Source organism: Rhodococcus wratislaviensis, from assembly GCF_041228765.1.
Taxonomy (GTDB): Bacteria; Actinomycetota; Actinomycetes; order Mycobacteriales; family Mycobacteriaceae; genus Rhodococcus_F; species Rhodococcus_F wratislaviensis.
This window is the reverse complement of the sequence record NZ_CP150488.1, coordinates 7,162,649-7,186,686: the sequence shown is the minus strand read 5'-3', so window position 1 is coordinate 7,186,686 and position 24,038 is coordinate 7,162,649. Positions and strand designations below refer to the sequence as shown.

Genomic DNA, 24,038 nt, shown 5'->3' with positions numbered 1-24,038 from the left:
GGCTAGGTCGCGGACACGCCCCCGATCTCGCCCTCCCGGAACGCGTTCACGAACAGCTGGTGATCCTTGCGGCTCACCTCGGCGTACGCGATGCCGAAGTCGACGATTTCGCCGACGAACTCGTCCAGCCTGCCGTCGACGACGCTCTGGATGGCCTCCTCGGTCTGGAACGTGACCAGGGTCTGATCGCTGTCCTCGTCGGAGACGCAATGCACCTTCGCCGTCGCCCGGCCGAGGTCCTCGAGCACCGGCGCGATGTCCTCCGGTTCGGTGAGGTCCGACCAGTCGAGGTCCAGTTCGTACGGGGAGAGTTCGGCGACCACGAAACCGGTGTCACCGATCTCCGTGTAGCCGAGCAGCGGATCGGTGTGAACCTGCAGAGCCCGCTGACTCACCACCGTGCGGTGGCCTTCGTGCTCGAAGTAGTCGCGGACACGCGGTTCGTCGACGACACGGCTCGGCGCGGCGACATTGCCCTGCTTGAGGGAGAGCACGATGTCGTTCTCGAGTGCCTGGGTCGCCCCTTCGATGAGCACGTTGTACGCCGGGAGGCCGGCGCTGCCGATCCCGAAGCCCTTCCGCCCGACCACGTCCTTGACCCGGTAGAACACCGGTCGCGCGGATCGCTTGCTGCGGGGCACCCTCTCGATGTACGTGTCCAGCGCCTCGCAGACGGTCGTGCGTTCCTCCTCGTCGAGTTCGCGGACTCCGCGGCCCCGCCGGAAACGCCGGTCGTAGTCCTCGATCACCGTGACGGACTCGAGCAGGTCCACCCGGGTGGCGAGACGCGCGCTCAGCAGCAGGTCCTGGATGGCGCCGCGCGAATTGTCCAGGCGCAGCGCATACGCCTCGTCCGCCTCCCTCTGCACGTAATGCAGGACGTGCTCGACGTAATTGCGCAGATAGGTGTCGGCCAGCGCCCGGACATCGCTCTCGGGGAGGGCCTTCTGCCAGCCCATCAGTGCGAGACTCGCGACGAACCGGCGAAGATCCCAGCTGAACGGCCCCACGTACGCCTCGTCGAAGTCGTTGACGTCGAAGACGAGGGTGCCTTCCGAGTTCATGTACGTGCCGAAATTTTCCAGGTGCAGATCGCCGTGAATCCACACTCGGCCGGTGCGCTCGTCCGCCCACGGATCGTCGAAGTCACGCAGATCGTCGTAGAAGAGGCAGGCGCTGCCCCGGTAGAAGGCGAACGGATCGGCGGCCATCTTCCGGAACTTCGTGCGAAACGCGCTCGGGTCCGCCTCCATCAGATCGGCAAAGGCCTCGACGAGGACCTCCACGATCCGACCCTGCCTCGTGGAATCGGCGACGTCCACACCAGCCTCCTTCTCGCGGTCGACGAGGCGCCGCACGCCTCGTCACGACCGCACTGCACCACGGTACGTCTACGCTCCAGCGGAGTTCCCAGATTTCGCTCGAGTGGTGGTGTCGTGGGAATTTCCGAGTCGGTGTGCCGAGCCCGACGGCTCGGCGTGCAGGAACTGGGGGACCGGCAGACCGGCGGAGTGGGCCCGGCGGACGACGTCGGCGACGAGCGTGTCGACCCGGTCGGTGGGCACGAGGGCGATCGCGGAGCCGCCGAAGCCGCCGCCGGTCATCCGCGCACCCCAGGCGCCCGCCTCGACCGCGGCGTCGACGGCGGCGTCGAGTTCGACGGAGCTGACCTCGTAGTCGTCGCGCAGGGAGGCGTGCGAGCGGTTCAGGGCGTCGCCGATGTCGGCGATCCGTCCGCGGTCGAGCAGATCGGCGACCTCACGGACCCGGTCGATTTCGCCGAGTACGTGCCGGGCCCGCTGCGCAGCCGGGGAGCTCAGTGCCGCGACCGCCGCGTCGGCGTCGGCGACGTCGCGCAGGCAGGCGATGCCGAGGTCGGCGCAGGCCTTCTCGATGACGGCGCGCCGGTTGCCGTACCGGCCGTCGACCAGCCGGTGCGGCGCGTTGGTGTCGATGACGACAAGTCGGGCGCCTGCGGAGCCGAAGTCGAGCGGGACGTGCCGGGTGGCGCCGTCCCGGCAGTCGAGGAGCAGGGCGTGGCCGGGGCGGGCGAGCATCGCGACCGACTGGTCCATGCCGCCGGTGGACGCGCCGGCGATCTCATTCTCCGCGAGGATGGACGCGTCGATCAGTGGCCGGCGGCCTGCGTCGTCCGTGGGTAGTTCGGCGAGGTCGGCGACAGCGAGTGCGAATGCGCACTCGAGCGCGGCCGAACTCGACAGCCCGGAGCCGACCGGGACCGTCGAATGCACCGCCACGTCGAAACCCGTTCCCGCCGTGAGATGTCCGGACCGGCGCAGCGCCCACACCACCCCGGCGACATACGCGGCCCAGCCGGCCGGGTGGCCCGGCGCGACATCGGCGAGCAGACCCTGCCAGGTCTCGTCGGTGTGCGTGGACACGGCGTGCAGGATGTCGTCGTCGCGCATTCGGACGGCGGCCACGGTCACGTAGGGGAGGGCTAACGGCAGCACCAGTCCGCCGGCGTAGTCGACGTGCTCGCCGATGAGGTTGACCCGGCCGGGCGCAGCCCAGACTCCGTCTGCGGCGCCGCCGAACGTGCTGCGGAACAACGCCTCCGCGGCGGCCGCGACCGTGTGGACGTCGACCGGGTCGACCCACCGCGCCGCACTCACGACGCCACCTCCCGCAGCCGGTCGGCGATGCGTTCGGGGGTGGTGTCGTTGACCCACGCCCCCACCCCGGACTCGGATCCCGCCAGGTACTTCATCCGGCCCGGCGACCGCATCATCGAGAACAGTTGCAGGTGCAGGCGTCCGAGCGGGCGGTCCTCGCCGACGGGCGCCTGGTGCCACGCAGCGATGTAGGGCACGGCAGCGACACCCTCGAAAAACCGGTCGACCCGCCGCAGCAGTTCGAGATAGACGTGGGCGAGTTCGTCCCGCTCGTCTTCGGACAGTTCGGTGAGGTCACGGACGTCGCGGTGCGGTGCGAGATGCACCTCCAGCGGCCAGCGCGAGGCGGCGGGAACGTACGCGGTCCAGTGTTTGGCGGTCAGGACCACGCGCCTGCCGGATCGTGTTTCGGCGTCGAGGACGTCGGCGAGCAGCAGCCGCCCGGTGCTCTCGAAGTGCTCGCGGGAGCGCCGGATCAGCGCGTCGGTGCGGGGCGGCAGGTACGGGTAGGCGTAGATCTGCCCGTGTGGATGGGTCAGGGTGACGCCGATTTCCTTGCCCCGGTTCTCGAAGCAGAACACCTGCCGGACCCCCGGCAGCGCCGACAGTTCGGCGGTGCGGTCGGCCCAGACGTCGACGACGGTGCGGACCCGGTCGACGCTCAGGGTGGCGAAGGCGGCATCGGGGTTGCTGGTGAAGCACACGACCTCGCACCTGCCCGCTCCCGGTGCCAACGGCCACAACGCTTCTCCGTCGACGCAGTCCGGGAGGTCCTGCTCGGCGGCGGCCGTCGCCAGCGACGGGAAACGGTTCTCGAACACCACCACGTCGTAGTCGTCGGCCGGAATCTCCGTGGGCGCCTTGCCCGGCACGCTCGGGGCGAGCGGCGACGCGTCCGGCGGCGGCAGGAACGTGCGGTCCATCCGCTGGGCAGCGATGACCACCCATTCCCCGGTGAGCACGTCGAAGCGCATCTGCGATTGCGACACCGCCGCAGGCAGCGGACGTGAATCGACCAGCTCGCGGGTGGCGCCGCCCGACACGTACGGCTCCGAGTCGTCGAAGTAGATGAGTTCGCGGCCGTCCGCGAGGGTCGTCCGGGTCTTGCGCATCCGGCGCTTCGTGGCGGCCTCCCGCTCATCCTGTTCGTCAAGCACGGTCATCGACGAGTCCGTCCCGGTTCTCCCGCGTCACCACGGGGTCGCCGACGTGGTCGACCGGGTTGTTCGTTGAGGCCATACCCAATTCTGTCGACTGCAATTCGAAAGTCAACATACGAGCGTAATTGTGCACATCTACGGCCGTACCCGGTTGCCACACTGCGGCAATCCAGTTGCGAGGCAGGATGACATCCGACGATCGGCGAACGGCGGTCCGTCAGGCCGCGCGGTTGCACGCCGGGGTGCCCATGCACGCAGAGACCGGGGGGTCGACATTCACCCTGGGGTAGGTAGCCGGTGCCCCGGCATGGGGGCACCATGGTTTTCACCAGTCGGCGCAAAGTTGAACCGCAGGAGTCAGTCAACACTAGATGACGCCACACGCTGAGAAGAGAACACCTCACCGGAACCTGAACCCGGTGAGGTGTTTTCGTCTGTTCTGCCGGGTGGGTCAGAACTCCATGCCGGCGTCGGCGCCCATCTGCATCGTGGTGTTTCCGCCGTCGAGGGATTCCCGGATGATGTCGGCGTGACCGGAATGGTGGCCGGTCTCCCGGATGATGTGGAGCAGGGTCCGGCGGACCGTCCACCACTGCCGCTCGGGCGCCCAGGGTGCGGTGGGCAGTGGGACGAGCACATCCAGGTCGTCGAGGCCGGCCACGGCGGCCTCCGTCGCGCGGGCCACCTCGGCGTAGTCGGCGAGCAGTCCCTCGAGGGTTTCGTCGTCGCGCATGTAGTACTTCTCCATCGCCCACTCCATGTCGAACTCGGCATTCTCGTCGGGTTCGAGAATCGTCTCGACCCAGTGCTTTTCGGTGTGGGACACGTGCTTGATCAGTCCGCCGAGCGTCAGGTCGCTGACGGTCGAGCGCTGCCGTGCCTGTTCGTCGTCGATGCCGCGGACGGTGATCAATAGGGTGGCACGCTGCTCCTGCAGGATCTGGAGGAGGTCGGCGCGCTCACCGGTGGCCGGGGACTTCTGCGAAGTGGTCATGAGAAGAACAGTAGAAGCGATTGAGGTCAGAAACGGTCCTCATTAGGAAGGCCTTCTCAGGGTTTTTCTCGGGGTCCAAGTTGGGTGCCTTCCTGGATGTGCGGAAAGCGTCCGCCGCGAAGGATTCTCGGTATGAACTTCGACTCCCCGGGACCGGCGCCCCGGCCTTCACGCCGACGCGTATGGCCCCGCGTTCTCGGGGCCATGGTGTCGCCCGTCCTCGTCGCCGTCGCGGTGGGAGTCGGCACGGTCGCGTACGCCTCGACCGCCGCCGAGAGCGACACCGGCGGGCGGATGGAATTCAGGCGAGCCCTGACGATTCCGCCGCTCGCGCCGGGTGTCGCGGGCCCCGATTTGGGTACCCCCACGGTGACGCGCCATCCCGATATCGCCGGGTCGAGCCGGATCGGCGCGGACGAACCCGCGATGCCCCACCAGCCCGCACCCGGGTGACCCCGCCCGGTTCTCTCTTCTCGGTCCGCTCAGCCCACCGATGATCAGCCCACCGATGAAAGGAATCATCATGATCCGCACGACGATGACCGCACTGGCAGCCGTGGCTCTCGTGTTCGGCGCCGCGTCCGTGACCCAGACCGCTGCCGCCCACCCGGCCTGCAACTCCTCCTATGAGGGCACGACCAACGACGAGTACGACCCGGACCCCGACTTCACGGGGACGACCAACGACGAGTACGACCCCGATCCCGAGTACTCGGGTACGTCCAACCGCGAATACGACCCGGACCCGGAGTTCCACGGCAGCACCGATCCGTGCCAGGTGTGAGCCCGGTCAGCGGTTCCGGCGCAGCCACGGAGACACACCGGGGGCGAACAGGGCGAGCACTCCTACCGCGACGAGGGCGCTGTAGGCGAGCGGCGCCCACTGCAGCACACCGGCGGTCGCATCACCGGCGTCGGACAGCAGGGTCCACAGGCCCACCCCGCCGGCGGCGCTGAGGACGCCTACGACGGCGAGGGTGATCTGGCCCGCCGGTTTCCGCGCGCGCAGGAGTTGTATCCCCAGCAGTCCGAGGAGGATCAGGACGACGGCGATGGCGCCGCTGCCGATCAGCGTCAGGTTCACCGTGTCGGTGATGTCCGTCGCGGAGTCCCCGGGATTGTCCGCGGCGACCGAGGCCTCGAGGGCGTCGCGGACCGCGCCGAGGTCGAGCGCGATGGCCCCGGCGATCCCGGCGAGAACGACGAACGATCCCACCCAGGCGGACAGCGACACCGCGACGGCCTTCGGGGTGGCATCGGTGGGGGTGGCGCGCAGCGGGGTGACTGCGAACTCCGGACGCGGCGGTACGGGTCGCGGCGGCTCCGGCCGGCGTGGCGGCTGTTCGGGTGTCGTCACGCTGCGATCCTATCGACCTGCCGTACCGTGGCGTGCCGACGCGCGGATCCGCGTCGGCGGCCCCGGAACGAGGCGCGAAAAAAGATGTGGGCATCCGGGAACAAATCTCCGCACCCCTCCGTTGAGCCTTACGACAACATGAGCGTGCAAGACTCAAGTTCGAATTGACTCCCGACGGTGTCGGAGTGCAAACTTGAGCGGAGGGCGCTCACTAAGCGCCAACATCGCAGTTCAGTAATGAAAATCCTGCCCACAGGACTGCAAAACGAAAGTGAGGAACACTATGGCTCGTGCCGTCGGTATCGACCTCGGTACAACGAACTCGGTCGTGTCTGTGCTGGAAGGCGGCGAGCCCGTAGTGGTCGCCAACGCCGAAGGTTCACGCACCACCCCGTCGATCGTCGCCTTCGCCAAGAACGGTGAGGTGCTGGTCGGCCAGCCCGCCAAGAACCAGGCCGTCACGAACGTCGACCGCACCATCCGCTCCGTCAAGCGCCACATCGGCACCGACTGGAACGTGGAGATCGACGGTAAGAAGTACACGCCCCAGGAGATCAGCGCGCGTACGCTCATGAAGCTGAAGCGCGACGCCGAGGCGTACCTGGGTGAGGACATCACGGACGCCGTGATCACCGTCCCCGCGTACTTCGAGGATGCCCAGCGTCAGGCCACCAAGGAAGCCGGTCAGATCGCCGGACTCAACGTCCTGCGCATCGTCAACGAGCCCACCGCGGCCGCACTGGCCTACGGCCTCGACAAGGGTGACAAGGAACAGACCATCCTGGTCTTCGACCTCGGTGGCGGCACCTTCGACGTCTCGCTGCTCGAAATCGGCGACGGCGTCGTCGAGGTTCGCGCCACGTCCGGCGACAACCACCTCGGTGGTGACGACTGGGACGAGCGCATCGTCACGTGGCTCGTCGACAAGTTCAAGGCTCAGAACGGCATCGATCTGACCAAGGACAAGATGGCCCTGCAGCGTCTCCGTGAGGCTGCCGAGAAGGCCAAGATCGAACTGAGCTCCTCGCAGAGCACCTCGATCAACCTGCCCTACATCACCGTCGACGCGGACAAGAACCCGCTGTTCCTCGACGAGCAGTTGTCCCGCAGCGAGTTCCAGAAGATCACGTCCGATCTTCTCGACCGCACCCGCGCGCCGTTCCAGGCCGTGATCAAGGACAGCGGCATCGCCGTCAAGGACATCGACCACGTCGTGCTCGTCGGTGGTTCCACTCGCATGCCCGCCGTCTCCGATCTGGTGCGTGAGCTGACCGGTGGCCGCGAGCCCAACAAGGGCGTCAACCCGGACGAGGTCGTCGCCGTCGGCGCCGCCCTGCAGGCCGGCGTCCTCAAGGGCGAGGTCAAGGACGTGCTGCTCCTCGACGTCACCCCGCTGTCCCTCGGCATCGAGACCAAGGGTGGCGTGATGACCAAGCTCATCGAGCGCAACACCACCATCCCGACCAAGCGTTCCGAGACCTTCACCACGGCTGACGACAACCAGCCCTCGGTGCAGATCCAGGTGTTCCAGGGTGAGCGCGAAATCGCCTCGCACAACAAGCTGCTCGGCTCGTTCGAGCTGGCCGACCTGCCGCCCGCCCCGCGTGGCGTGCCGCAGATCGAGGTCACCTTCGACATCGACGCCAACGGCATCGTGCACGTGACCGCCAAGGACAAGGGCACGGGCAAGGAGAACACGATCAAGATCCAGGACGGCTCCGGTCTGTCCAAGGAAGAGATCGAGCGGATGGTCAAGGACGCCGAGGCTCACGCCGAGGAAGACAAGGCCCGCCGCGAGGAGGCCGAGGTGCGCAACCAGGCCGAGTCGCTGGTGCACCAGACCGAGAAGTTCATCAAGGACAACGAGGACAAGGTGCCCGCCGACGTCAAGGAGAAGGTCGAGGCTGCCATCAAGGAAGCCAACGACGCTCTCGCAGGCACCGACATCGCGGCCGTCAAGACCGCGGTCGAGAAGCTGGCCACCGAGTCGCAGGCCCTCGGCCAGGCGATCTACGAGGCCAGTGCCGCTGAGGAAGCCGCCAACACCGACGGCTCCGGCGCGAGTGGCGCCGACGACGTCGTCGACGCCGAGGTCGTGGACGAGCCGTCCGACTCGGAGAAGAAGTGACGTCCGACAACACCGAGCAGGAACCGGTCACTTTCGTGGACAAGCGGAAGATCGACCCCGAGACCGGTCAGACGCGGGATTCGGAGCCGGTAGTGGAGCCCCTCGCGGGCACCGCTGCCGCTCCGGAGCCCGGCTCGGTGGACGAAGGGGCCCTGCCGGAGACGGCAGCTCCGGAGACGGACGAGTTGGCGGAGCGCACCGCCGACCTGCAGCGACTGCAGGCGGAGTACGCCAACTACCGTCGCCGCGTCCAGCGCGACAAGCAGGCCGACATCGCGAACGCCAAGGCGTCCGTCGTCGGTGAGCTCATCGCGGTGCTGGACGACCTCGACCGTGCACGCAGCCACGGCGACCTCGACTCGGGGCCGCTGAAGGGTGTGGCGGACAAGCTCACCGGCACCCTCACCTCGCTCGGTCTGAGCGACTTCGGTGCCGAGGGCGACGCATTCGATCCGGCGCTGCACGAGGCAGTGCAGCACGAGGGTGAGGGTCACGACCCCGTTCTCGGCACGGTGATGCGAAAGGGCTACAAATTCGGTGATCGCGTCCTGCGGCATGCGATGGTAGCTGTAATCGATCGTGCCGGCGATGCCGGCGCGAACACCTCCGACGAGGCCGTGAAGCCCGCCGAGTCGGAACAAGAGTAAGAGCGAGAGGAGGAGACGCCCAGTGAGCCAACGGGAGTGGATCGAAAAGGACTTCTACAAGGAGCTGGGCGTCTCGTCCCACGCATCCGCGGACGAGATCAAGAAGGCGTACCGCAAGCTCGCCCGCGACCTTCATCCCGACGCGAATCCCGGTGACACGAAGGCCGAGGAGCGTTTCAAGTCCGTCAGCGAAGCACATGCCGTGCTCTCGGACCCTGCCAAGCGCAAGGAATACGACGAGGCCCGGCGGCTGTTCGCGAGCGGCGGTTTCGGTCAGGGCGGCGGCGGATTCAACCCCGGAGCCGGCGGGTTCGGCCAGGGCGGATTCGACATCAACGACCTGTTCGGTGGCGGCGGCGCGGCGGCCGGTGACGGCGGCCTCGGCGACATCTTCGGTGGCCTGTTCAATCGCGGCGCCGGTGGCGGCGGCGCGACCCGCACGACCAACCGACCCCGTCGTGGAAGCGACGTCGAGACGGAGACGACTCTCGAATTCCGCGAAGCCACACTGGGCGTCACGGTTCCGCTGCGACTGACCAGCCCGTCGCCGTGCACCACCTGCCACGGCAGCGGTGCCAAGCCGGGAACCAGCCCGCGAGTCTGCCCGCGCTGCAACGGGACCGGAATCGTCAGCCGCAACCAGGGCGCGTTCGGGTTCAGTGAGCCGTGCGACGACTGCCGCGGTACCGGCTCCATCATCGACTCGCCGTGCGAGGTGTGCCACGGCAACGGTGTCACCAACCGGACCCGCACCATCACCGTCCGCGTCCCCGCGGGTGTCAGCGACGGACAGAAGATCCGGCTGGCAGGCCAGGGCGAGGCGGGCCTGCGCGGCGCGCCGTCGGGCGACCTGTTCGTCACGGTCCGGGTGCGCCCCGACAAGGTGTTCGGCCGCAACGGCGACGACCTCACCCTCGTCGTCCCCGTCAGCTACGGTGAGCTCGTGCTCGGAACCACCGTCTCCGTCCCCACCTTGGAGGGGCGTGTCGGTGTGAAGATTCCGGCGGGCACAGCCGACGGCCGGGTTCTGCGTGTGCGCGGCCGAGGTGTTCCCAAGCGTGCCGGCGGCGCTGGTGACCTACTGGTCACGGTCAAGGTCGCTGTTCCGCAGAAGCTCGACGACCCGGCAACCGAAGCACTCAAGACCTATCTGGAAGCAGAGAAGGCCAGCGGATTCGATCCCAGGGCCGGGTGGGCAGGTGCCTGATGAGCGATACGACCCAGGATCCACGGGAGACCGCCGTTGATCCGGACGCCCAGATCTTCGTGATCTCGGTGGCCGCGGAACTCGCGGGCATGCATGCGCAGACGCTGCGCAACTACGACCGGCTCGGTCTCGTCACCCCGCACCGCACGTCCGGTGGCGGGCGACGATATTCGCCGCGGGACGTGGCGCTGCTGCGCGAGGTGCAACGCCTCTCCCAGGACGAGGGTGTCAACCTCGCCGGAATCAAGCGGATCATCGAACTCACCAACCAGGTGGAGGCTCTGCAGCACCGGGTTCGCGAGCTCGCCGAGGAGATCGCGAAGGTTCACGCCGGCTACCGGCGCGACCTCGTGCCGATCCCGCGGAGCAATGCGCTCGTCGTGTGGAAGCCGCGACACCAGCGCTGACCCGGCGATCTCTCGGGTGAACCGAACCGATGTCGCACTGGTCCTGTCGGAGTGAACCAGTGCGACATCGGGCCCCAACCCCCGGCTTATCGGTCGCGGTTGCCCCAGCGGGGCCCGCGGCGGGTGCGCGACCGCGGAATATTCATCTCCTCGAGACGTGCCTTGATCTCCTCGGTGGTCCACATCGTGCGGGAGACGGTGGGGGTGGGGGTCTCGGTGACGTGCATGATCATGTTCTCCGGCTCTCGTCGAGTGTTCGGTGGATGGTCGGGATCGTCTGTCAGGGGTGCCCGTAGAGGTGGTAGCCGGCGTTCATGTTCGGGTAGCCCGAGTCGATCCAGCTGCTGATGCCGTAGGCGTGGCCGTAGTTGGCGTCGACGCGAGTTCCGTCCACGTCGGTCGTGTTGCTGTAGTTGTCGGCCCGGAACACGGCCTGGGCACCACCGGGGAGCGAGTAGGTGGCGTCGACCTCGACGCCGTTCGGGTCGTTGGAGAATGCCTTCACGATCTGGCTGCTGTGCGGGGCGAGGTAGTCCGACGGCGCCTGAATCCACTGCCCGTAGGGGTTCGAGGAGCCCTGTAGGACCATCGGCAGGTCGGTGTCGTTGCTGATCGTCATCGCGATCGTGGGTCCCGACGTCGGCATCGTGCCCGCGGTGGCAACACCGGCGGCTGCGATGGCGAATCCGGTGACGGCCACTGCGGTGGCGGGCAGTGCGATGAAGAGTGCGACGCGGCGGCGGGCGGTGGTGCGCATGATGGCTTCTCCTGTGTTCTGACGCTTCGGGGGGTGGAACGTCTGGGGCCGTGGGGGTTTCGGTTTCCGGCCTCCCCGTTTCCGGTGTGCATCAACTATGTCGCGAATGCGCGCCGTCGTCTGTCCACCGACAGGACCGAGGGCGGGATGAATCCGGTGTCCACCGATCGGGGGACACCGGCGCCGCGAAGTGCTCCGCGCGGGCCCGGTCTCGTGAGAAAGTGAGCAATGGACTTCGCCGGAGTCGCTTCGCATCGGACCGCGCCGTGAGCGCCGTGCGGGTCGTGGTGGGCGACGACCACCCGATCTTTCGGGACGGTGTCGTCCGTGCCCTCGTCGCGAGTGGCGACATCGAGGTGGTCGGTGAGGCGGACGACGGCGCGGCCGCGCTCGCCCTGATCCGCGAACTCGCCCCCGACGTCGCATTGCTCGACTATCGGATGCCGGAACTGGACGGTTCCCAGGTGGCGGCGGCCGTGCGACGCGCCGAACTCACCACGCGTGTGTTGCTGCTGTCGGCGCACGACGAGTCCGCGATCGTCTACCACGCGTTGCAGGAAGGGGCGGCGGGGTTCCTGCCGAAGGAATCGACCCGGGCGGAGATCGTGAAAGCCGTCCTGGACTGCGCTCAGGGCCGCGACGTCCTCCCCGCCTCCCTCGCCGTCGGACTGGCCGGCGAGGTGCGTCGTCGCAGTGAACCGGTCGGGCCGGCGCTGAGTGGTCGGGAGAAGGAAGTGCTGGCGCTCATCGCGCGCGGCCAGAGCATTCCCACGATCGCCGGTGAGCTGTATCTGGCGCCCTCGACGGTCAAGACCCATGTCCAGCGTCTCTACGAGAAGCTCGGGGTGAGCGACCGCGCGGCGGCCGTGGCCGAGGCGATGCGCCGCGGCTTGCTGGAGTGACGTGCCCCATCCGTCCCAGAGCCGCGTAGTCCGTCGGTACAGCACCGAGGCGGTCCGGGTGACCGCCATTCTCCGGTTACCGCTCATCGGACTGATGGCGCTGCTCGGGCCGGTGATCCACGTGACGCACTGGAAACCCGACATCTTCGCCGGGGTGCTGATCGGGTACGCCGCCGCCGCGCTCGGCTGGCTGATCTTCGTCCTGGTCCGGGACGTCGGGCCGTGGGCGGGCTGGGTGTCGACCGCCGCGGACGTCACCGCGGTGGTGGCGTTGTGTGTCGTCTCCGGCGGCGCGACGTCGGTGCTGCTTCCGGTGTTCTTCCTGTTGCCGATCTCGGTGGCGTTCCAGTACCGGCCGCGTCTGACGGCGATCGTCGGAGTCTGCACTGCCGTCGGGTACCAGGTGGTGTGGATCATCTACTCCAAGCGCGACGACGCAGTCGGCTTCCCCGACGAGGTGTACCTGTATTTCGGTTTCCTGTTGTGGCTCGCGGCCGCGACGACGGCGTTGTCGTACGTGCTGGTCCGGCGCTCTGCGACGGTGATCTCGCTGATGGATGTGCGCAGGCAGCTGATCGCAGAATCGATGGGCGCCGAGGAACGCGAGCGACGGCAACTGGCCGAGGACCTCCACGACGGGCCCCTGCAGAATGTGCTGGCCGCCCGGCTGGACGTGGAGGAGGCACTGGAGCGGCACCCGGACGCGATGCTCGACGCCGCCGAGTCCGCGCTCCGCGAGACCGCGGCGCAGCTGCGGTCCACCGTCACCACACTGCATCCGCAGGTCCTCGCGCAGCTGGGGCCCACCGCTGCGCTGCGGGAACTCGCGGACCGGACCGCCCGCCGGGGTGAGATCGAGATGTCGGTGCGCCTCGACGACGTCGGTCGTCCCGACTGCCAGGAACTGCTCTACCGGGTGGCGCGGGAACTGCTCACCAACGTGACCAGACATGCCTGCGCCACGAAGATCGAACTCGCGCTCACCCGCGCCTGCGGGCGGATCACGTTGACGGTCGCCGACGACGGTGCGGGATTCGATCCGGCCGTCGTCCCGGAACGGGTGGCGCAGGGGCACATCGGACTGGCATCGCACATCGTGCGGGTCGAGAGCCTCGGCGGCACGTTCGACGTCACGTCCTCACCCGGATCGGGCACCCGTGTGGTGATGACGGTCCCGGATTCGGGCTGACCAGGCCCGCCGACGTCACTGCGGGTGGCGGCCCTCGGCGAATTCCTCGACGATCTTCGCGCAGAACGCGGGCAGGTCGTCGGGGTTGCGGCTCGACACCAACCCGTTGTCGACCACCACTTCCTCGTCGACCACGGTCCCGCCGGCGTTGCGGATATCGGTGCGCACGCTGGGATACGACGTGAGAGTGCGGCCGCGGACGACGTCGGCCTCGACCAACGTCCACGGTCCGTGGCAGATGACGCCCACCGGTTTGCCGGAATCGACGAAGTCGCGGACGAAGCCGACGGCCGACGCGTCCATCCGGAGGTGGTCGGGGTTCGTGGTGCCGCCGGGCAGGATCAGTGCGTCGAAGTCGGCGACCGACACGTCACCGACGACGGCGTCGACGGCATAGGTGCCTGCCGCGTTCACATCCGAGTTCATGGCCTGGATCTTGCCGGGGGACAACGAGATCAGCCGGACCTCCGCGCCGGCATCCTCCACCGCCTTCCGGGGTTCGACGAGTTCGACTTCCTCGACGCCGTCGGTGGCCAGGATCGCGACCTTCCGGCCGCGCAGTGTCTCCGCCGATGTCATGGGCAATTCCTTCCTCTCGTGACTACAAGAAACGGGTACCCGGAGGGCGCCGGGCCAATCGTGGTGGGAATCAGAGTCGTCGAAGATCGGTGATTGCGGGGCCCTCGAGAAGTGTTCCGCCGGCAGTGAATCGGGACCCGTGCAGCGGGCAGTCCCACGAATCCTCCGCATCGTTCCAGCGGAGCACACCACCGAGGTGCGGGCAGACGGCGCAGACGCGCTCGGTGTGACCGTCCGAGGTGTACTCGCCGACCGGCAGCAGTCCCTCCCGCACGATGCGAGCCCGGCCTTTTCCTCGCTGTCGCCCCACGAGCGCGTCGCCCCAGCCTGCGACCATCTCCACCGCCACCTCACCGTTCGCCTTCACTGCCGCCGGAAGGTCGAAAAGCTGCGTCGGCGAATAGCTCTGGAATGCCTCCGCCCACCGCATGTGGCCACCCAGAATGCGACCGGCGAGCACGAGACCGGCGGCGACGCCGTTCGACAGTCCCCACTTGCCGTACCCGGTCGCGACGAGAATGCCGTTGCTGCCCGGAACCAGCGGGCCGACGTAGGGGAGCGCGTTCAGCGAGGAGTAGTCCTGCGCCGACCAGCGGTGGGTCGGCGTCGCTCCCGGAAAGTGACGGCCGGTCCAGGTCAGCAGATCGTCGACCGCGGCCTGCGGCGACGTGCTTCGGCCGACATCGTGACCGTTGCCGCCGACGACCAGGACGCGACCGTCGTCGGCCGGGCGCAACGACCGGGCGGGCTGATCTGCGGTCAGGTACATACCCCCGGGTGCACCGCCGGGCACCCGGAACGCCGCCGCGTACGATCGCTCCGCCTTCAGCCGGGCGAAGAATCCTCCGCGGTCGAGGATCGGCGTTCCCGTCGCGAGAACCACACGGCGGGCTTCGATGTCGCCGTCGTGCGTCGACAGGACGTGAAATCGCACCAGCGTCCGGACCGACGTCACGCGACGGTGCTCGAACACGTCGCCGCCGTGCGAGATCAGGTCGCGGGCCACTGCGTGGAGAACGGGCATCGGGTCCAGGAACGCCTGGTTGTCGAGCATGACGGCGTCGACGTGGGGCACCGGAATCTCGAGTTCGGGCACGAGTCGCACGGGCAGGCCCGCGGATCGGGCGGCCTTGTACTGAGCGCGCACCGCGTCGACGCCGGACTCGGTCTGCGCGAACGTGAAATCCGGTGCCGCGCCGACGGGAATCTCGCGGTCGTGGCAGTACCGGAGCAGCCACTGCTGGCCTTCCACGTTTCCCTCGACGTACGAGCGCAGGATGTGCGGCGCGTGGCGGCGGCCGATCTCGGCGAGCCGGGTACCTTGCAGCACACTGACCTTGCCCGTCGTGTTCCCGGTCGTCACGGCCCCGATCGTCCGCGCTTCCACGACGGCGACGTGCTGACCCGCACGGGCGAGCAGCAACCCGGTGATCAGGCCGGTCACTCCCGCGCCCACCACCACGGTGTCGTACCGTCCGCGTTCGTCCCACGACCGCCCCGTTACTGCGCCGCGGTGCCCGGCGACGTGATCGAGCCAGAGAGAAGGCATTACGGCTTCAGAAGAATCTTCACAGCGCCGTCTTCCTTCTTCTGGAAGATTTCGTACGCGTGCGGTGCGTGGTCCAGTGGCAGTTCGTGAGTGGCGAACGTGTCGACGCCGAGAGGGTCGGCGTCGGTGAGCAACGGCAGGATGTCCGGGACCCACCGCTTGACGTTGGCCTGCCCCATCCGCAGCTGAATCTGCTTGTCGAACAGGGTGAGCATCGGTATGGGATCGGCCATACCGCCATACACCCCGATCAGCGAGAGGGTGCCGCCGCGCCGCACGATGTCGATGGCCGAATGCAGCGCGTGGAGCCGGTCGATTCCCGCCGTCGACATCAGCGGGCCCGCGATGGCGTCGGGCAGGAACGACGTGACCTGCTGCAGGAGTTTCGCGCCGGGGGAGCCGTGTGCTTCCATGCCGACGGCGTCGATGACGGAATCGGGGCCGCGGCCGTCGGTCATCTCCCGGATCACGTCGCCGAGTTCGCCCTTGGCGTCGGTCAGGTCGACCGTCTCGATCTGTCGCGCCTGCGCACGGGCGAGACGCTCGGGCACGAGATCCACGCCGATGACACGAAAACCCTTGTGCGCGGCGATGCGTGCCGCCATGTCGCCGATCGGCCCGAGCCCGAGAACGACGACGGAACCGCCGTCGGGTATCGCCGCGTACTCGACGGCCTGCCACGCCGTCGGCAGCACGTCGGACAGGTACACGAAGCGCGAATCCGGTGGCCCCTCCGGAACCGTGATGTGCGTGTTCTGCACGTGCGGCACCCGAAGATACTCGGCCTGGCCGCCGGGAACGCTCCCGTACAGTTTCGAATACCCGAACAGCGCCGCACCCATACCCTCGTCCCGGATCTGCGTGATCTCGCACTGGGTGAACAGTTGCCGATCGCACATGTGGCAACTGCCGCAGGATATCTGGAACGGGATGACCACCCGGTCGCCGACCTTCACGTCGGTCACCTCGGACCCCACCTCGCGGACGATGCCCATCGGTTCGTGACCGAGGATGTCGCCCTCGCTCATGAACGCGCCGAGCACCTCGTACAGGTGCAGGTCGGAGCCGCAGATGTTGGTGGTGGTGATCTCGACGATCGCGTCGGTCTTCTGTTCGATCACCGGGTCGGGGACGGTGTCGACGCTGACCTTCCGTTTGCCCTGCCACGTCACGGCTCTCATCGGGCTCTCCGGTTCGCCTTCTCGATCGCGTCGACGAGTTCGTCCTTGGTCATCGTCGACCGGCCGGGTACGTCGAGCCTCTGTGCGATGTGCATGAGGTGGTCCTTGCTCGCGTTGGCGTCGACGCCCTCCGCCGTCTCGCCGGAGGCGTTCGGGCCACCGCTCTTCGCACGCTCGTCCGAGGGGCCCTTCTCGTCCTTGGCCTCCCAGTGGTCGCCGACCTTCTCGTAGCCGTGTTTGAGAGCGTCGTACGCGACGCGATGCGCTCGTTCCTCGTCCCCGTACTGGTCCATCGCGGAGTCGTACACCTTGGCGAACGTGCGCTGCGCCTTCTCGGACGACTTCTTCAGCGTCTCGGGGAGCTCGCTCTTCTTCGGCTTGCCGCTGTCCGTGGTCTTCGGCACGGAAATCCTCCTCGGGTGTAGAGGTGCCCGCTCGGACGATTACCCGACTCTCGGAGATCTATGCGAGCGGGGGAGGAACTCGACCGGGCACGGAGACCAACGCCCGTTCGAGCAGTTCCAGGGCATGGTCGGTCGTGGCGGTCACGACGTCCTGCGGTTCACCGTCGAATCGGCGCATCTCGGTGTCGATGCGGCCGTGGGTGAAGAGTCCGAACCAGACGGTCCCCGGCGGTTGCCCGTCCTGAGGGTCGGGGCCACCCGCGCCGGTCACCGCGACGGCGATGTCGGCTCCGAGCAGTTCCGCGACCGCTCCGGCCATCGCGCGGGCACTGGCCTCGCTGACGACGGGACCCTCCGGCACCTTCAGCACCTGGTGTTTCACCTCGCTGGAATAGGCGACGACGCTGCCCCGGTACCAGTCGGAGGAGGCGGGCGCGGCGCCGAGAATGCATGAGATCTGCCCACCGGTGAGGGATTCCGCCGTCGCGAGGAACACGTGCGCGCTCCGCGCCGCGGTCGAGATCCGTTCTGCGATTCGGTCCTGCGGACTCATGGACCTCACGGTATCGGACGTGTCCGGCCCGGCGTCGCCGTCGGCACCCTCGAGAAGAATGGAACAAGTTTCAGTTTCTCCGGTTTCCGGTTAGGGTGTCGGTGACCCAGGACACAGGAAATCCAGGCCGCCGGACCACGCGCCTCGGCGTCGCGGGAGTAGAAGGATTACAGATGACCGACGAGTTCGCAGATCTGCATCGACCCGCCTTCGCTGCAGACCTCCTCATCACTGCACTGGAACGCAACTCCGACAAGCCGGCGCTCTACCTCGGCGACGTCGTCCTCACCGGCGGTGAAATGCGCGATCAGATCAGTTGCTTTGCGCAGGCACTGGCTTCGCTCGGGATCGGCAAGGGCACGAGCACCGCCATGCTGTCCAAGAACAGGCCCGAAGTGCTCATCAGCATGGGCGCCACGATGATCTCCGGATGCCGCGCCAGCGCGCTGAACCCGATGGGCTCGCTCGACGACCATCTGTACATCGTCGGCGACGCCGAGATCCAGACGTTGATCTTCGATCCCACCGCCTTCGAGGAGCGCGCCGCCGAACTGGTGGCGCAGTCGCCGTCGATCGAGAACGTGTTGTCGTTGGGGCCGTCGGAAGTCGGTACCGACATTCTCGCCCTCGCCGAGACGTTCACCCCGCAACGCCTGCGGGCGGCGGACGTGGCCGCCGACGACAACAGCAGCATGGTCTACACCGGCGGCACGACCGGCAAGCCGAAGGGCGTCGTCGGCTCCTACCAGTCCGGCGCGACGCTCAATCAGATCCAGATGGCCGAATGGCAGTGGCCCGACGAACCGCGTTTTCTCATCTGCACGCCGCTGTCGCACGCCGGCGCCGCCTTCTTCATCCCGACCCTGCTGCGGGGTGGCGCGCTGATCGTGCTGCCCGCATTCGAGCCCGGCGCCGTCCTCGAGGCGATCGAGAAGCACAAGATCTCGGCCACGATGCTCGTCCCCACCATGATCTACCTGCTGATGGATCACCCCGACCTGCCGAAGCGGGACGTGTCCAGCCTGCAGACATTGTTCTACGGCGCCTCGGCGATGTCGCCGGCCCGGTTGCAGGAGGGAATCGAGAAGTTCGGTCAGATCTTCTTCCAGTTCTACGGCCAGACCGAATGCGGAATGACCATCGCGGTGCTGCGGAAAGAAGAGCACCTCGCGGACGATCCCAGCCGGCTCGCGACGTGCGGGCGTCCCGTGCCCTGGCTGAACGTCGCACTGCTCGACGACGACCTGAACGAGGTCCCGCAGGGTGAGCTGGGGGAGATCTGCGTCCGCGGCCCGCTGGTCATGAAGGGGTACTGGAAGAAGCCCGACGAGACCGCCGAGGCGTTCCGCGGTGGCTGGCTGCACACGGGCGACGTCGCGCGCAAGGACAAAGACGGATTCATGACGATCGTCGACCGCAAGAAGGACATGATCGTCACCGGCGGATTCAACGTGTTCCCCCGGGAGATCGAGGATGTCATCTCGGCGCACCCGGCCGTCGGCTCGGTCGCGGTGGTCGGCGTCCCGGACGAGAAGTGGGGCGAGGCCGTCAAGGCGTGTGTGGTGTTGCGGGCCGGGCAGACGGTCGACGCCGCCGAACTCGTCGAACGGGTGCGGGCCGCGAAGGGATCGGTGCACGCCCCCAAATCGATCGACTTCGTCGACACGTTGCCGCTCACCCCGCTCGGCAAGCTGGACAAGAAGGCGTTGCGTTCCCGGTACTGGGAGAGTGCAGACCGAGCGGTCGGATAGCACGACCAGGGCGGAAAACAAGGGACCTGGTCTGCGGCGTGGCGCCCGCGCCTATAGTCTGCCCAAGTACTTCGCGGCGGCGCCGCGTTCAGTCGGTGACGAGGATGCGCGGTGGATTCACAGGCAATATCGCTGGTCCGGTCGAGTTTCAAGGCTATCGCGGCAGTGCCGGACGGGCCCCAGACTCTGTCGCGGTCCTTCTATGCCCTGCTGTTCGCGCGGTACCCCGAAGCCCGGGACTTCTTTCCCGCGGCCATGGACGAGCAGCGCGACCGGTTGATCTCCGCCGTCCAGTACGTGATCGAGCGACTCGAGGAGGAGTCGGGGCAGATCCTCGCCTACCTCGCGCAACTCGGCCGGGACCACCGCAAGTACGGAATCGAGGACGCGCACTACGTCGCCGTGGGCAACTCCCTGATCGCCGCCGTCGAGCAGTTCCCCTCGACCGAGCCGTGGACCGACGAACTCGAGCAGGCGTGGCGCGACGTCCTCGCGGTCGTCGCCGCCACCATGATGGACGCGGCCAACGCCGAGAGCGGCCCGCCGGCGTGGGGCGCAACCGTGATCGAGCACCTCCAGGTCCGGAAGGACGTCTCGATCGTCCGCCTGCAACTCGACGAGCCGATGACCTACACCGCCGGCCAGTACGTGAGCGTGCAGGTGCCGTCGCGTCCCCGGATGTGGCGGTACCTGTCGCCGGCGAACCCCGCCAACGACCAGGGCATCATCGAATTCCACGTCCGACGGGTGTCGGGCGGCTGGGTCAGCCCCGCCATCGTCAGCCAGACACTCGTCGGCGAGCGGTGGGTCATCGGATCCCCGCTCGGCGATCTCGGGGTCCGCTACGACAACGGTCGCGACATCCTCATGATCGGATCGGGAACGGGCATTGCCCCGCTGCGCGCGCAGATCCTCCAGATGTCGCAACGCGGCCAGGACCGCCGCGTCCACCTCTTCTTCGCCGGCCGGTACCCCTGCGACCTCTACGACCTGGGCACCCTGTGGGCGCTCGCGGAGCAGAACCCGTGGCTGACCGTCGTCCCGGTCACCGAGGAGGACGAGGACCCGTGGTGGTACACCGGCCCGAGCAGCGCCGCGTTGCCCGGCATGCACCGCCGGCTGACCGGCAAGGTCGGGCAGGTCGTCGCCGACTTCGGGACATGGGCCGAGCGCGACATCCAGCTCGTCGGCTCCGAGGCGATGATCAACACCACCAAGTTCCGGCTGCACGCGGCAGGCACTCCGCCGGAGAACATCCGGCACGACCCGTCCTACTGATCCGAACGGCTCAGTACGGGTCGAACTGAATGTTCTCCGTGGGTGTCCCGGTGTCCCGGAGACGGTCGAGGGTGGCGCGGACCATCGCCGCCGAACCGCACACCAGCACCTGGTGCTCGGTGAACGCGCCGTAGGACGTCACGACGTCGGGCAGCGAGCCCTCGATGAGGTCGTCCTCGGTGAACCCGACGTCCACTCTGGTGCGTTCGTACCATTCGTCGGTCCAGTCCGGGTTCACGACGTTCTCCACCACCGGGATGACGGTGAGCCACGGCAGATCCTGAAGCAGCAGGTAGAGCATGTCGGACGCGTAGAGATCGCGCGGTGTCCGATCGCCCGTGAACAGGAACACCCGCGGCGGATTCGGCCGGCGCGACAGGTCCAGGAGGATCGATCGGAACGGGGCCAGACCGGTGCCGCCGGCGATCATGATGACGTCCGGCCCGTCCTCGTCGACGGACATGGTGCCGCGGGGTTCGAGGATCTGCCACTGATCGCCGGGCGAGGTTCCCGTGACGATGTCGCCGCTGACCCAGCCGCCGGGGACCGTCCGGACGTGGAATTCGAGCTTGCCGTCCAGCGACGGCGGCAGGGCGGGGGAGAGCCTGCGCAGCAGCCGCGGGTTCTGGGGCACGCTCACGTCCACGTACTGCCCCGGCGCGAACGGGACGTAGTCACCGACGAGGCGGACCACGGCGAGGTCGTGCCGCAGGCGGTGATGTTCGACGACGGTGCTGGTCCAGGTGGTCTGCGTGGCTTGCATGGCGTGATGCTCTCCCGACGGTCGAACCGGATAGCGGATGGGCGGGGACGGGCTGCGCGACTAGATCAGCGGGTCGTGCCGGATCAGTTCGGGCGGTGTACCGCCGCCCTGCAACGCGTACACGGTGGTCTTGATCATCGCCGGCGAACCGGAGATCTGGATCTGCCGGTCCGCCCACGACCCGAACCGGGCGACGACGCGGCCCAGCTGCCCCTGGAGTCGCTGATGCAACCCCGGCGGCGCCTCCGGGGCGGGAATCGTGTGCCACCACGGGTCCTCGTCCTCCTCGGACACGGGAACCACGGTCAGCCACGGATTGCTCAGCGACAGGTGCCACAGGGTCTCGATGTCGTACAGATCGCACGGGTACTTGCCGCCCACGAACATGTGGACCCGGGGATTGTTCGACCGCATCGCCATTTCCATCACCTGGGCGCGCAGCGGCGCGATGCCCGTCCCCGAACCGATCATCAGGACGTCCTGCCCGCTGTCGCGGTCGACCTCGAGGCCACCGAGTGGGGAGCTGAGCAGCCAGCGGTCACCCACCTGCGTCTCGTTCACGATGGCGGGGCTCACCCACCCACCCGACACGCGGCGGACGTGGAACTCGAGCTGTCCGTACGGGTTGGCGGGGATGGCCGCAGACAGATACCGCCACATCCGGGGCCGCTGCGGGATCTGGACACTGAGGTACTGGCCCGCACCGTAGGGGATGGGGGAGTCGGTCTCGAGACGGACGATCGCGAGGTCGTCGAGGCGGCGTTCGTGATCGACCACGGTGGCACCCCACGCGGCGGGCAGGTCGTCGTTGTCCGCGGCGTCGGCCATCGTGTGGAGGAGGAGGTCGAGCAGTTCCGTCCAGGCCGCGGTCAGCGAGGGCGTCCAGATGGCCTGGGTGAACGAGCTCCGTACGGCGACCAGCAACGCATTGCCCGACGCGAAGTAGTGCCTGCCCTCGACGCCGTACTTGCGGTGGTCGCGGCCGAGCTGGCTCAGGAAACCGAGGACCCGGCCCTCGTCTTCGAGGTTGTCGATGACGAACTGCAATGCCTGGAACAGGCGGTGACCCTGCTGGTCCAGCGCAGCCGGGAAGAGCGCGCGAAATTCGGGGTGCTCGGCGAACAGGGTGGCGTAGAACGTGGTGGTGAGCCGGTTGTGCCCGTGTTCGGTGGACACGATCGACGAAAAGCTGGCGCGCAGACGCGAAATCACGAGCGGATCGAGGCAATCTCGTGTCAAGCCGTCCCCTGCCTCCGTGCTGCTGATTCGAACACCCGCATTCTAGCCGTCCCGCGCGCGGACCCGGGGTTACGGCAACGGCCGGTTGGGCGTGCGCGCCCGGTATTTCGGTGGGCCGCTATTGAGCCGTGACCACCGGCAAGGCACGATGCATCCAGTAAACAGGCGGCGTTACCGAGGGGGGCCCATGAGAGTTGGCTGTGCGCGGGATCGGGGTCGGTTTCGTCCGGGGATGGCCAGTTCGGTTCGGGTTCGCCGGACTGCCGCTGTCGTGGCGGCCGTGACGCTGACGATGATCAGCGGCGGACACGTCGTCTCGGCGGAACCACGGACGACGATCGAGTCGATCTCGGCGGACGAGGCGCCCGACGGTTCACGGTTGATCGAGGTCACCCCGGTGGGCGAATCGCAGATGAACTTCACCGTCCACTCGACCGCCATGGACAAGAACGTCACCGTCCGGGTCATCCGGGCCGCGTCGGAGAAGCGTCCCACCGTCTACATGCTCGGCGGCGTCGAGGGGAACTCCGAGCAGTTCGGCTGGGAGCAGAAGGCGGACGTCGAGAAGTTCTTCTCCGACAAGGACGTCAACGTGGTCATCCCGTTCGGTGGCCAGTCCAGTTACTACGCGGACTGGAAGCAGGACGATCCCAAACTCGGGCGGAACAAGTGGCAGACGTTCCTCACGAAGGAACTGCCACCCATCGTCGACTCGGCGCTCGAGACGACGGGGAAGAACGCCATCGCCGGGCTGTCCATGTCGGCGACCAGCGTCCTCAACCTCGCGATCTCCAAGCCGGGGCTGTATCAGAGCGTCGGGGCGTACAGCGGGTGCGCGATGACGAGCGACCCGGTGGCGCGCCGGTTCGTCGAGATCACGGTGTCGGACTTCGGCGGCAACCCCGAGAACATGTGGGGTGCGGCCGAGGATCCACTGTGGGCCGCGAACGATCCGTACGTCAACGCCGAGAGGCTCCGCGGGACCACCCTCTACATCTCCAACGGCAGCGGGCTGCCGGGACCGTACGACACCCTCGACGCCCGGACCGTCGGCGGCAACCGCCGTGCTCTCGCGACGCAGGTCGTGGTGGGTGGTGTGATCGAGGCCGTCACCAACGACTGCACGATGCGGCTGGCGGACAAACTCCGTGCCCTGGACATTCCCGCCACGGTCGATCTCCGGCCGGTCGGCACGCATTCGTGGGGGTACTGGCGCGACGACCTGTCCGCGTCCTGGCCGATGATGGCGGCCGCGATCGGGGCGTGACTTCTCGCCCCGCGAAGGGTCGCGGAGCGAGATGATGGGTGTAGCGGAAAATTTTCAAAGTTGAGCGGAACAGACTCAACCCTTCGCGCG

The 24,038-nt window shown here is 67.7% G+C and carries 25 protein-coding genes; 11 read left to right on the top strand and 14 right to left on the bottom strand.

Going from position 1 to position 24,038, the window contains the following annotated elements; translation table 11 throughout:
- Nucleotides 1-2 precede the first annotated feature (2 nt).
- From WKC72_RS33225 to WKC72_RS33210, 4 genes are all read right to left on the bottom strand, one after another.
- Nucleotides 3-1,322: a DUF2252 domain-containing protein gene (locus WKC72_RS33225; protein WP_268791236.1), complete on the bottom strand. Its 1,320-nt coding sequence runs from the start codon at nt 1,320-1,322 to the stop codon at nt 3-5.
- Between the two features lie 69 nt (nt 1,323-1,391).
- Nucleotides 1,392-2,636, bottom strand: coding sequence for a galactokinase (galK, locus tag WKC72_RS33220; protein ID WP_370180884.1), 1,245 nt, complete (start codon nt 2,634-2,636; stop codon nt 1,392-1,394).
- On the bottom strand, nt 2,633-3,799 hold the full coding sequence (gene galT, locus WKC72_RS33215; protein WP_370180883.1) for a galactose-1-phosphate uridylyltransferase: 1,167 nt from the start codon (nt 3,797-3,799) through the stop codon (nt 2,633-2,635). The genes galK and galT overlap by 4 nt, the downstream gene beginning before the upstream one ends.
- Nucleotides 3,800-4,247: 448 nt before the next feature.
- On the bottom strand, nt 4,248-4,790 hold the full coding sequence (locus tag WKC72_RS33210) for a DinB family protein (protein WP_037243509.1): 543 nt from the start codon (nt 4,788-4,790) through the stop codon (nt 4,248-4,250).
- 132 nt (nt 4,791-4,922) lie between these two features.
- On the opposite strand from WKC72_RS33210, the gene WKC72_RS33205 reads away from it, so the two are divergent.
- Both WKC72_RS33205 and WKC72_RS33200 read left to right on the top strand, forming a co-directional pair.
- Entirely contained in the window at nt 4,923-5,243 is a 321-nt protein-coding gene (locus WKC72_RS33205; protein ID WP_370180882.1) for a hypothetical protein, read from the top strand.
- A gap of 70 nt (nt 5,244-5,313) precedes the next feature.
- Nucleotides 5,314-5,574, top strand: a complete 261-nt coding sequence (locus WKC72_RS33200; protein ID WP_005238337.1) for a hypothetical protein — start codon at nt 5,314-5,316, stop codon at nt 5,572-5,574.
- A 6-nt stretch (nt 5,575-5,580) separates the two neighbouring features.
- Here WKC72_RS33200 and WKC72_RS33195 read toward each other — a convergent pair whose 3' ends face one another.
- The gene (locus WKC72_RS33195; protein ID WP_112299545.1) at nt 5,581-6,147 is read right to left on the bottom strand and encodes a hypothetical protein; all 567 of its coding nucleotides are present in this window, start codon (nt 6,145-6,147) and stop codon (nt 5,581-5,583) included.
- Nucleotides 6,148-6,430: 283 nt separating this feature from the next.
- Between WKC72_RS33195 and dnaK the strand changes: the two genes are divergently transcribed.
- The 4 genes from dnaK to WKC72_RS33175 are packed head-to-tail and all read left to right on the top strand — an operon-like array spanning nt 6,431 to nt 10,536.
- Complete coding sequence (gene dnaK, locus WKC72_RS33190; protein ID WP_037243515.1) at nt 6,431-8,275, top strand: molecular chaperone DnaK; 1,845 nt, start codon at nt 6,431-6,433, stop codon at nt 8,273-8,275.
- Nucleotides 8,272-8,922, top strand: a complete 651-nt coding sequence (gene grpE, locus WKC72_RS33185) for a nucleotide exchange factor GrpE (protein WP_370180881.1) — start codon at nt 8,272-8,274, stop codon at nt 8,920-8,922. Before dnaK ends, grpE begins: the two co-directional genes overlap by 4 nt.
- Before the next feature lie 22 nt (nt 8,923-8,944).
- On the top strand, nt 8,945-10,129 hold the full coding sequence (gene dnaJ / locus WKC72_RS33180; protein WP_005238348.1) for a molecular chaperone DnaJ: 1,185 nt from the start codon (nt 8,945-8,947) through the stop codon (nt 10,127-10,129).
- Nucleotides 10,129-10,536: a heat shock protein transcriptional repressor HspR gene (locus WKC72_RS33175; protein WP_037243519.1), complete on the top strand. Its 408-nt coding sequence runs from the start codon at nt 10,129-10,131 to the stop codon at nt 10,534-10,536. The genes dnaJ and WKC72_RS33175 overlap by 1 nt, the downstream gene beginning before the upstream one ends.
- Nucleotides 10,537-10,622: 86 nt before the next feature.
- On the opposite strand, the gene WKC72_RS33170 is transcribed toward WKC72_RS33175, so the two are convergent.
- Together WKC72_RS33170 and WKC72_RS33165 are read right to left on the bottom strand one after the other, a co-directional pair.
- A complete protein-coding gene (locus WKC72_RS33170; protein ID WP_162130654.1) occupies nt 10,623-10,763 on the bottom strand; it encodes a hypothetical protein in 141 nt (46 codons plus the stop codon).
- Nucleotides 10,764-10,816: 53 nt separating this feature from the next.
- Nucleotides 10,817-11,293: a hypothetical protein gene (locus tag WKC72_RS33165; protein ID WP_370180880.1), complete on the bottom strand. Its 477-nt coding sequence runs from the start codon at nt 11,291-11,293 to the stop codon at nt 10,817-10,819.
- Between the two features lie 275 nt (nt 11,294-11,568).
- Between WKC72_RS33165 and WKC72_RS33160 the strand changes: the two genes are divergently transcribed.
- Complete coding sequence (locus WKC72_RS33160; protein ID WP_200887817.1) at nt 11,569-12,195, top strand: response regulator transcription factor; 627 nt, start codon at nt 11,569-11,571, stop codon at nt 12,193-12,195.
- A gap of 1 nt (nt 12,196) precedes the next feature.
- Entirely contained in the window at nt 12,197-13,384 is a 1,188-nt protein-coding gene (locus WKC72_RS33155; protein WP_370180879.1) for a sensor histidine kinase, read from the top strand.
- Nucleotides 13,385-13,399: 15 nt separating this feature from the next.
- Here the strand turns inward: WKC72_RS33155 and WKC72_RS33150 are convergent, their stop codons facing one another.
- The 5 genes from WKC72_RS33150 to WKC72_RS33130 form a co-directional block, all read right to left on the bottom strand.
- Nucleotides 13,400-13,963 carry a type 1 glutamine amidotransferase domain-containing protein gene (locus WKC72_RS33150; RefSeq protein ID WP_128639533.1) on the bottom strand — a complete coding sequence of 188 codons (564 nt, stop codon included), beginning with the start codon at nt 13,961-13,963 and terminating at the stop codon, nt 13,400-13,402.
- Between the two features lie 70 nt (nt 13,964-14,033).
- Nucleotides 14,034-15,512, bottom strand: coding sequence for an FAD-dependent oxidoreductase (locus WKC72_RS33145; RefSeq protein ID WP_370180878.1), 1,479 nt, complete (start codon nt 15,510-15,512; stop codon nt 14,034-14,036).
- Entirely contained in the window at nt 15,512-16,693 is a 1,182-nt protein-coding gene (locus tag WKC72_RS33140) for a zinc-dependent alcohol dehydrogenase (RefSeq protein ID WP_112299550.1), read from the bottom strand. The genes WKC72_RS33145 and WKC72_RS33140 overlap by 1 nt, the downstream gene beginning before the upstream one ends.
- Nucleotides 16,690-17,097, bottom strand: coding sequence for a ChaB family protein (locus WKC72_RS33135; RefSeq protein WP_128639531.1), 408 nt, complete (start codon nt 17,095-17,097; stop codon nt 16,690-16,692). Before WKC72_RS33135 ends, WKC72_RS33140 begins: the two co-directional genes overlap by 4 nt.
- Nucleotides 17,098-17,155: 58 nt before the next feature.
- The gene (locus tag WKC72_RS33130) at nt 17,156-17,650 is read right to left on the bottom strand and encodes a CinA family protein (RefSeq protein ID WP_037243535.1); all 495 of its coding nucleotides are present in this window, start codon (nt 17,648-17,650) and stop codon (nt 17,156-17,158) included.
- A 173-nt stretch (nt 17,651-17,823) separates the two neighbouring features.
- Here WKC72_RS33130 and WKC72_RS33125 point away from each other — a divergent pair, with 173 nt between their 5' ends.
- Nucleotides 17,824-19,401: an AMP-binding protein gene (locus WKC72_RS33125; RefSeq protein WP_037243537.1), complete on the top strand. Its 1,578-nt coding sequence runs from the start codon at nt 17,824-17,826 to the stop codon at nt 19,399-19,401.
- A gap of 111 nt (nt 19,402-19,512) precedes the next feature.
- The gene (locus tag WKC72_RS33120) at nt 19,513-20,679 is read left to right on the top strand and encodes an FAD-binding oxidoreductase (protein WP_370180877.1); all 1,167 of its coding nucleotides are present in this window, start codon (nt 19,513-19,515) and stop codon (nt 20,677-20,679) included.
- 10 nt (nt 20,680-20,689) lie between these two features.
- Here WKC72_RS33120 and WKC72_RS33115 read toward each other — a convergent pair whose 3' ends face one another.
- A complete protein-coding gene (locus WKC72_RS33115) occupies nt 20,690-21,442 on the bottom strand; it encodes an FAD-binding oxidoreductase (protein WP_037243541.1) in 753 nt (250 codons plus the stop codon).
- Nucleotides 21,443-21,502: 60 nt separating this feature from the next.
- Nucleotides 21,503-22,654 carry a globin domain-containing protein gene (locus WKC72_RS33110; protein WP_037243542.1) on the bottom strand — a complete coding sequence of 384 codons (1,152 nt, stop codon included), beginning with the start codon at nt 22,652-22,654 and terminating at the stop codon, nt 21,503-21,505.
- Nucleotides 22,655-22,913: 259 nt separating this feature from the next.
- Here WKC72_RS33110 and WKC72_RS33105 point away from each other — a divergent pair, with 259 nt between their 5' ends.
- Nucleotides 22,914-23,948 (top strand): alpha/beta hydrolase, encoded by a 1,035-nt coding sequence (locus tag WKC72_RS33105; RefSeq protein WP_370180876.1) that lies wholly within the window; start codon nt 22,914-22,916, stop codon nt 23,946-23,948.
- The last annotated feature ends 90 nt before the right edge of the window (nt 23,949-24,038 follow it).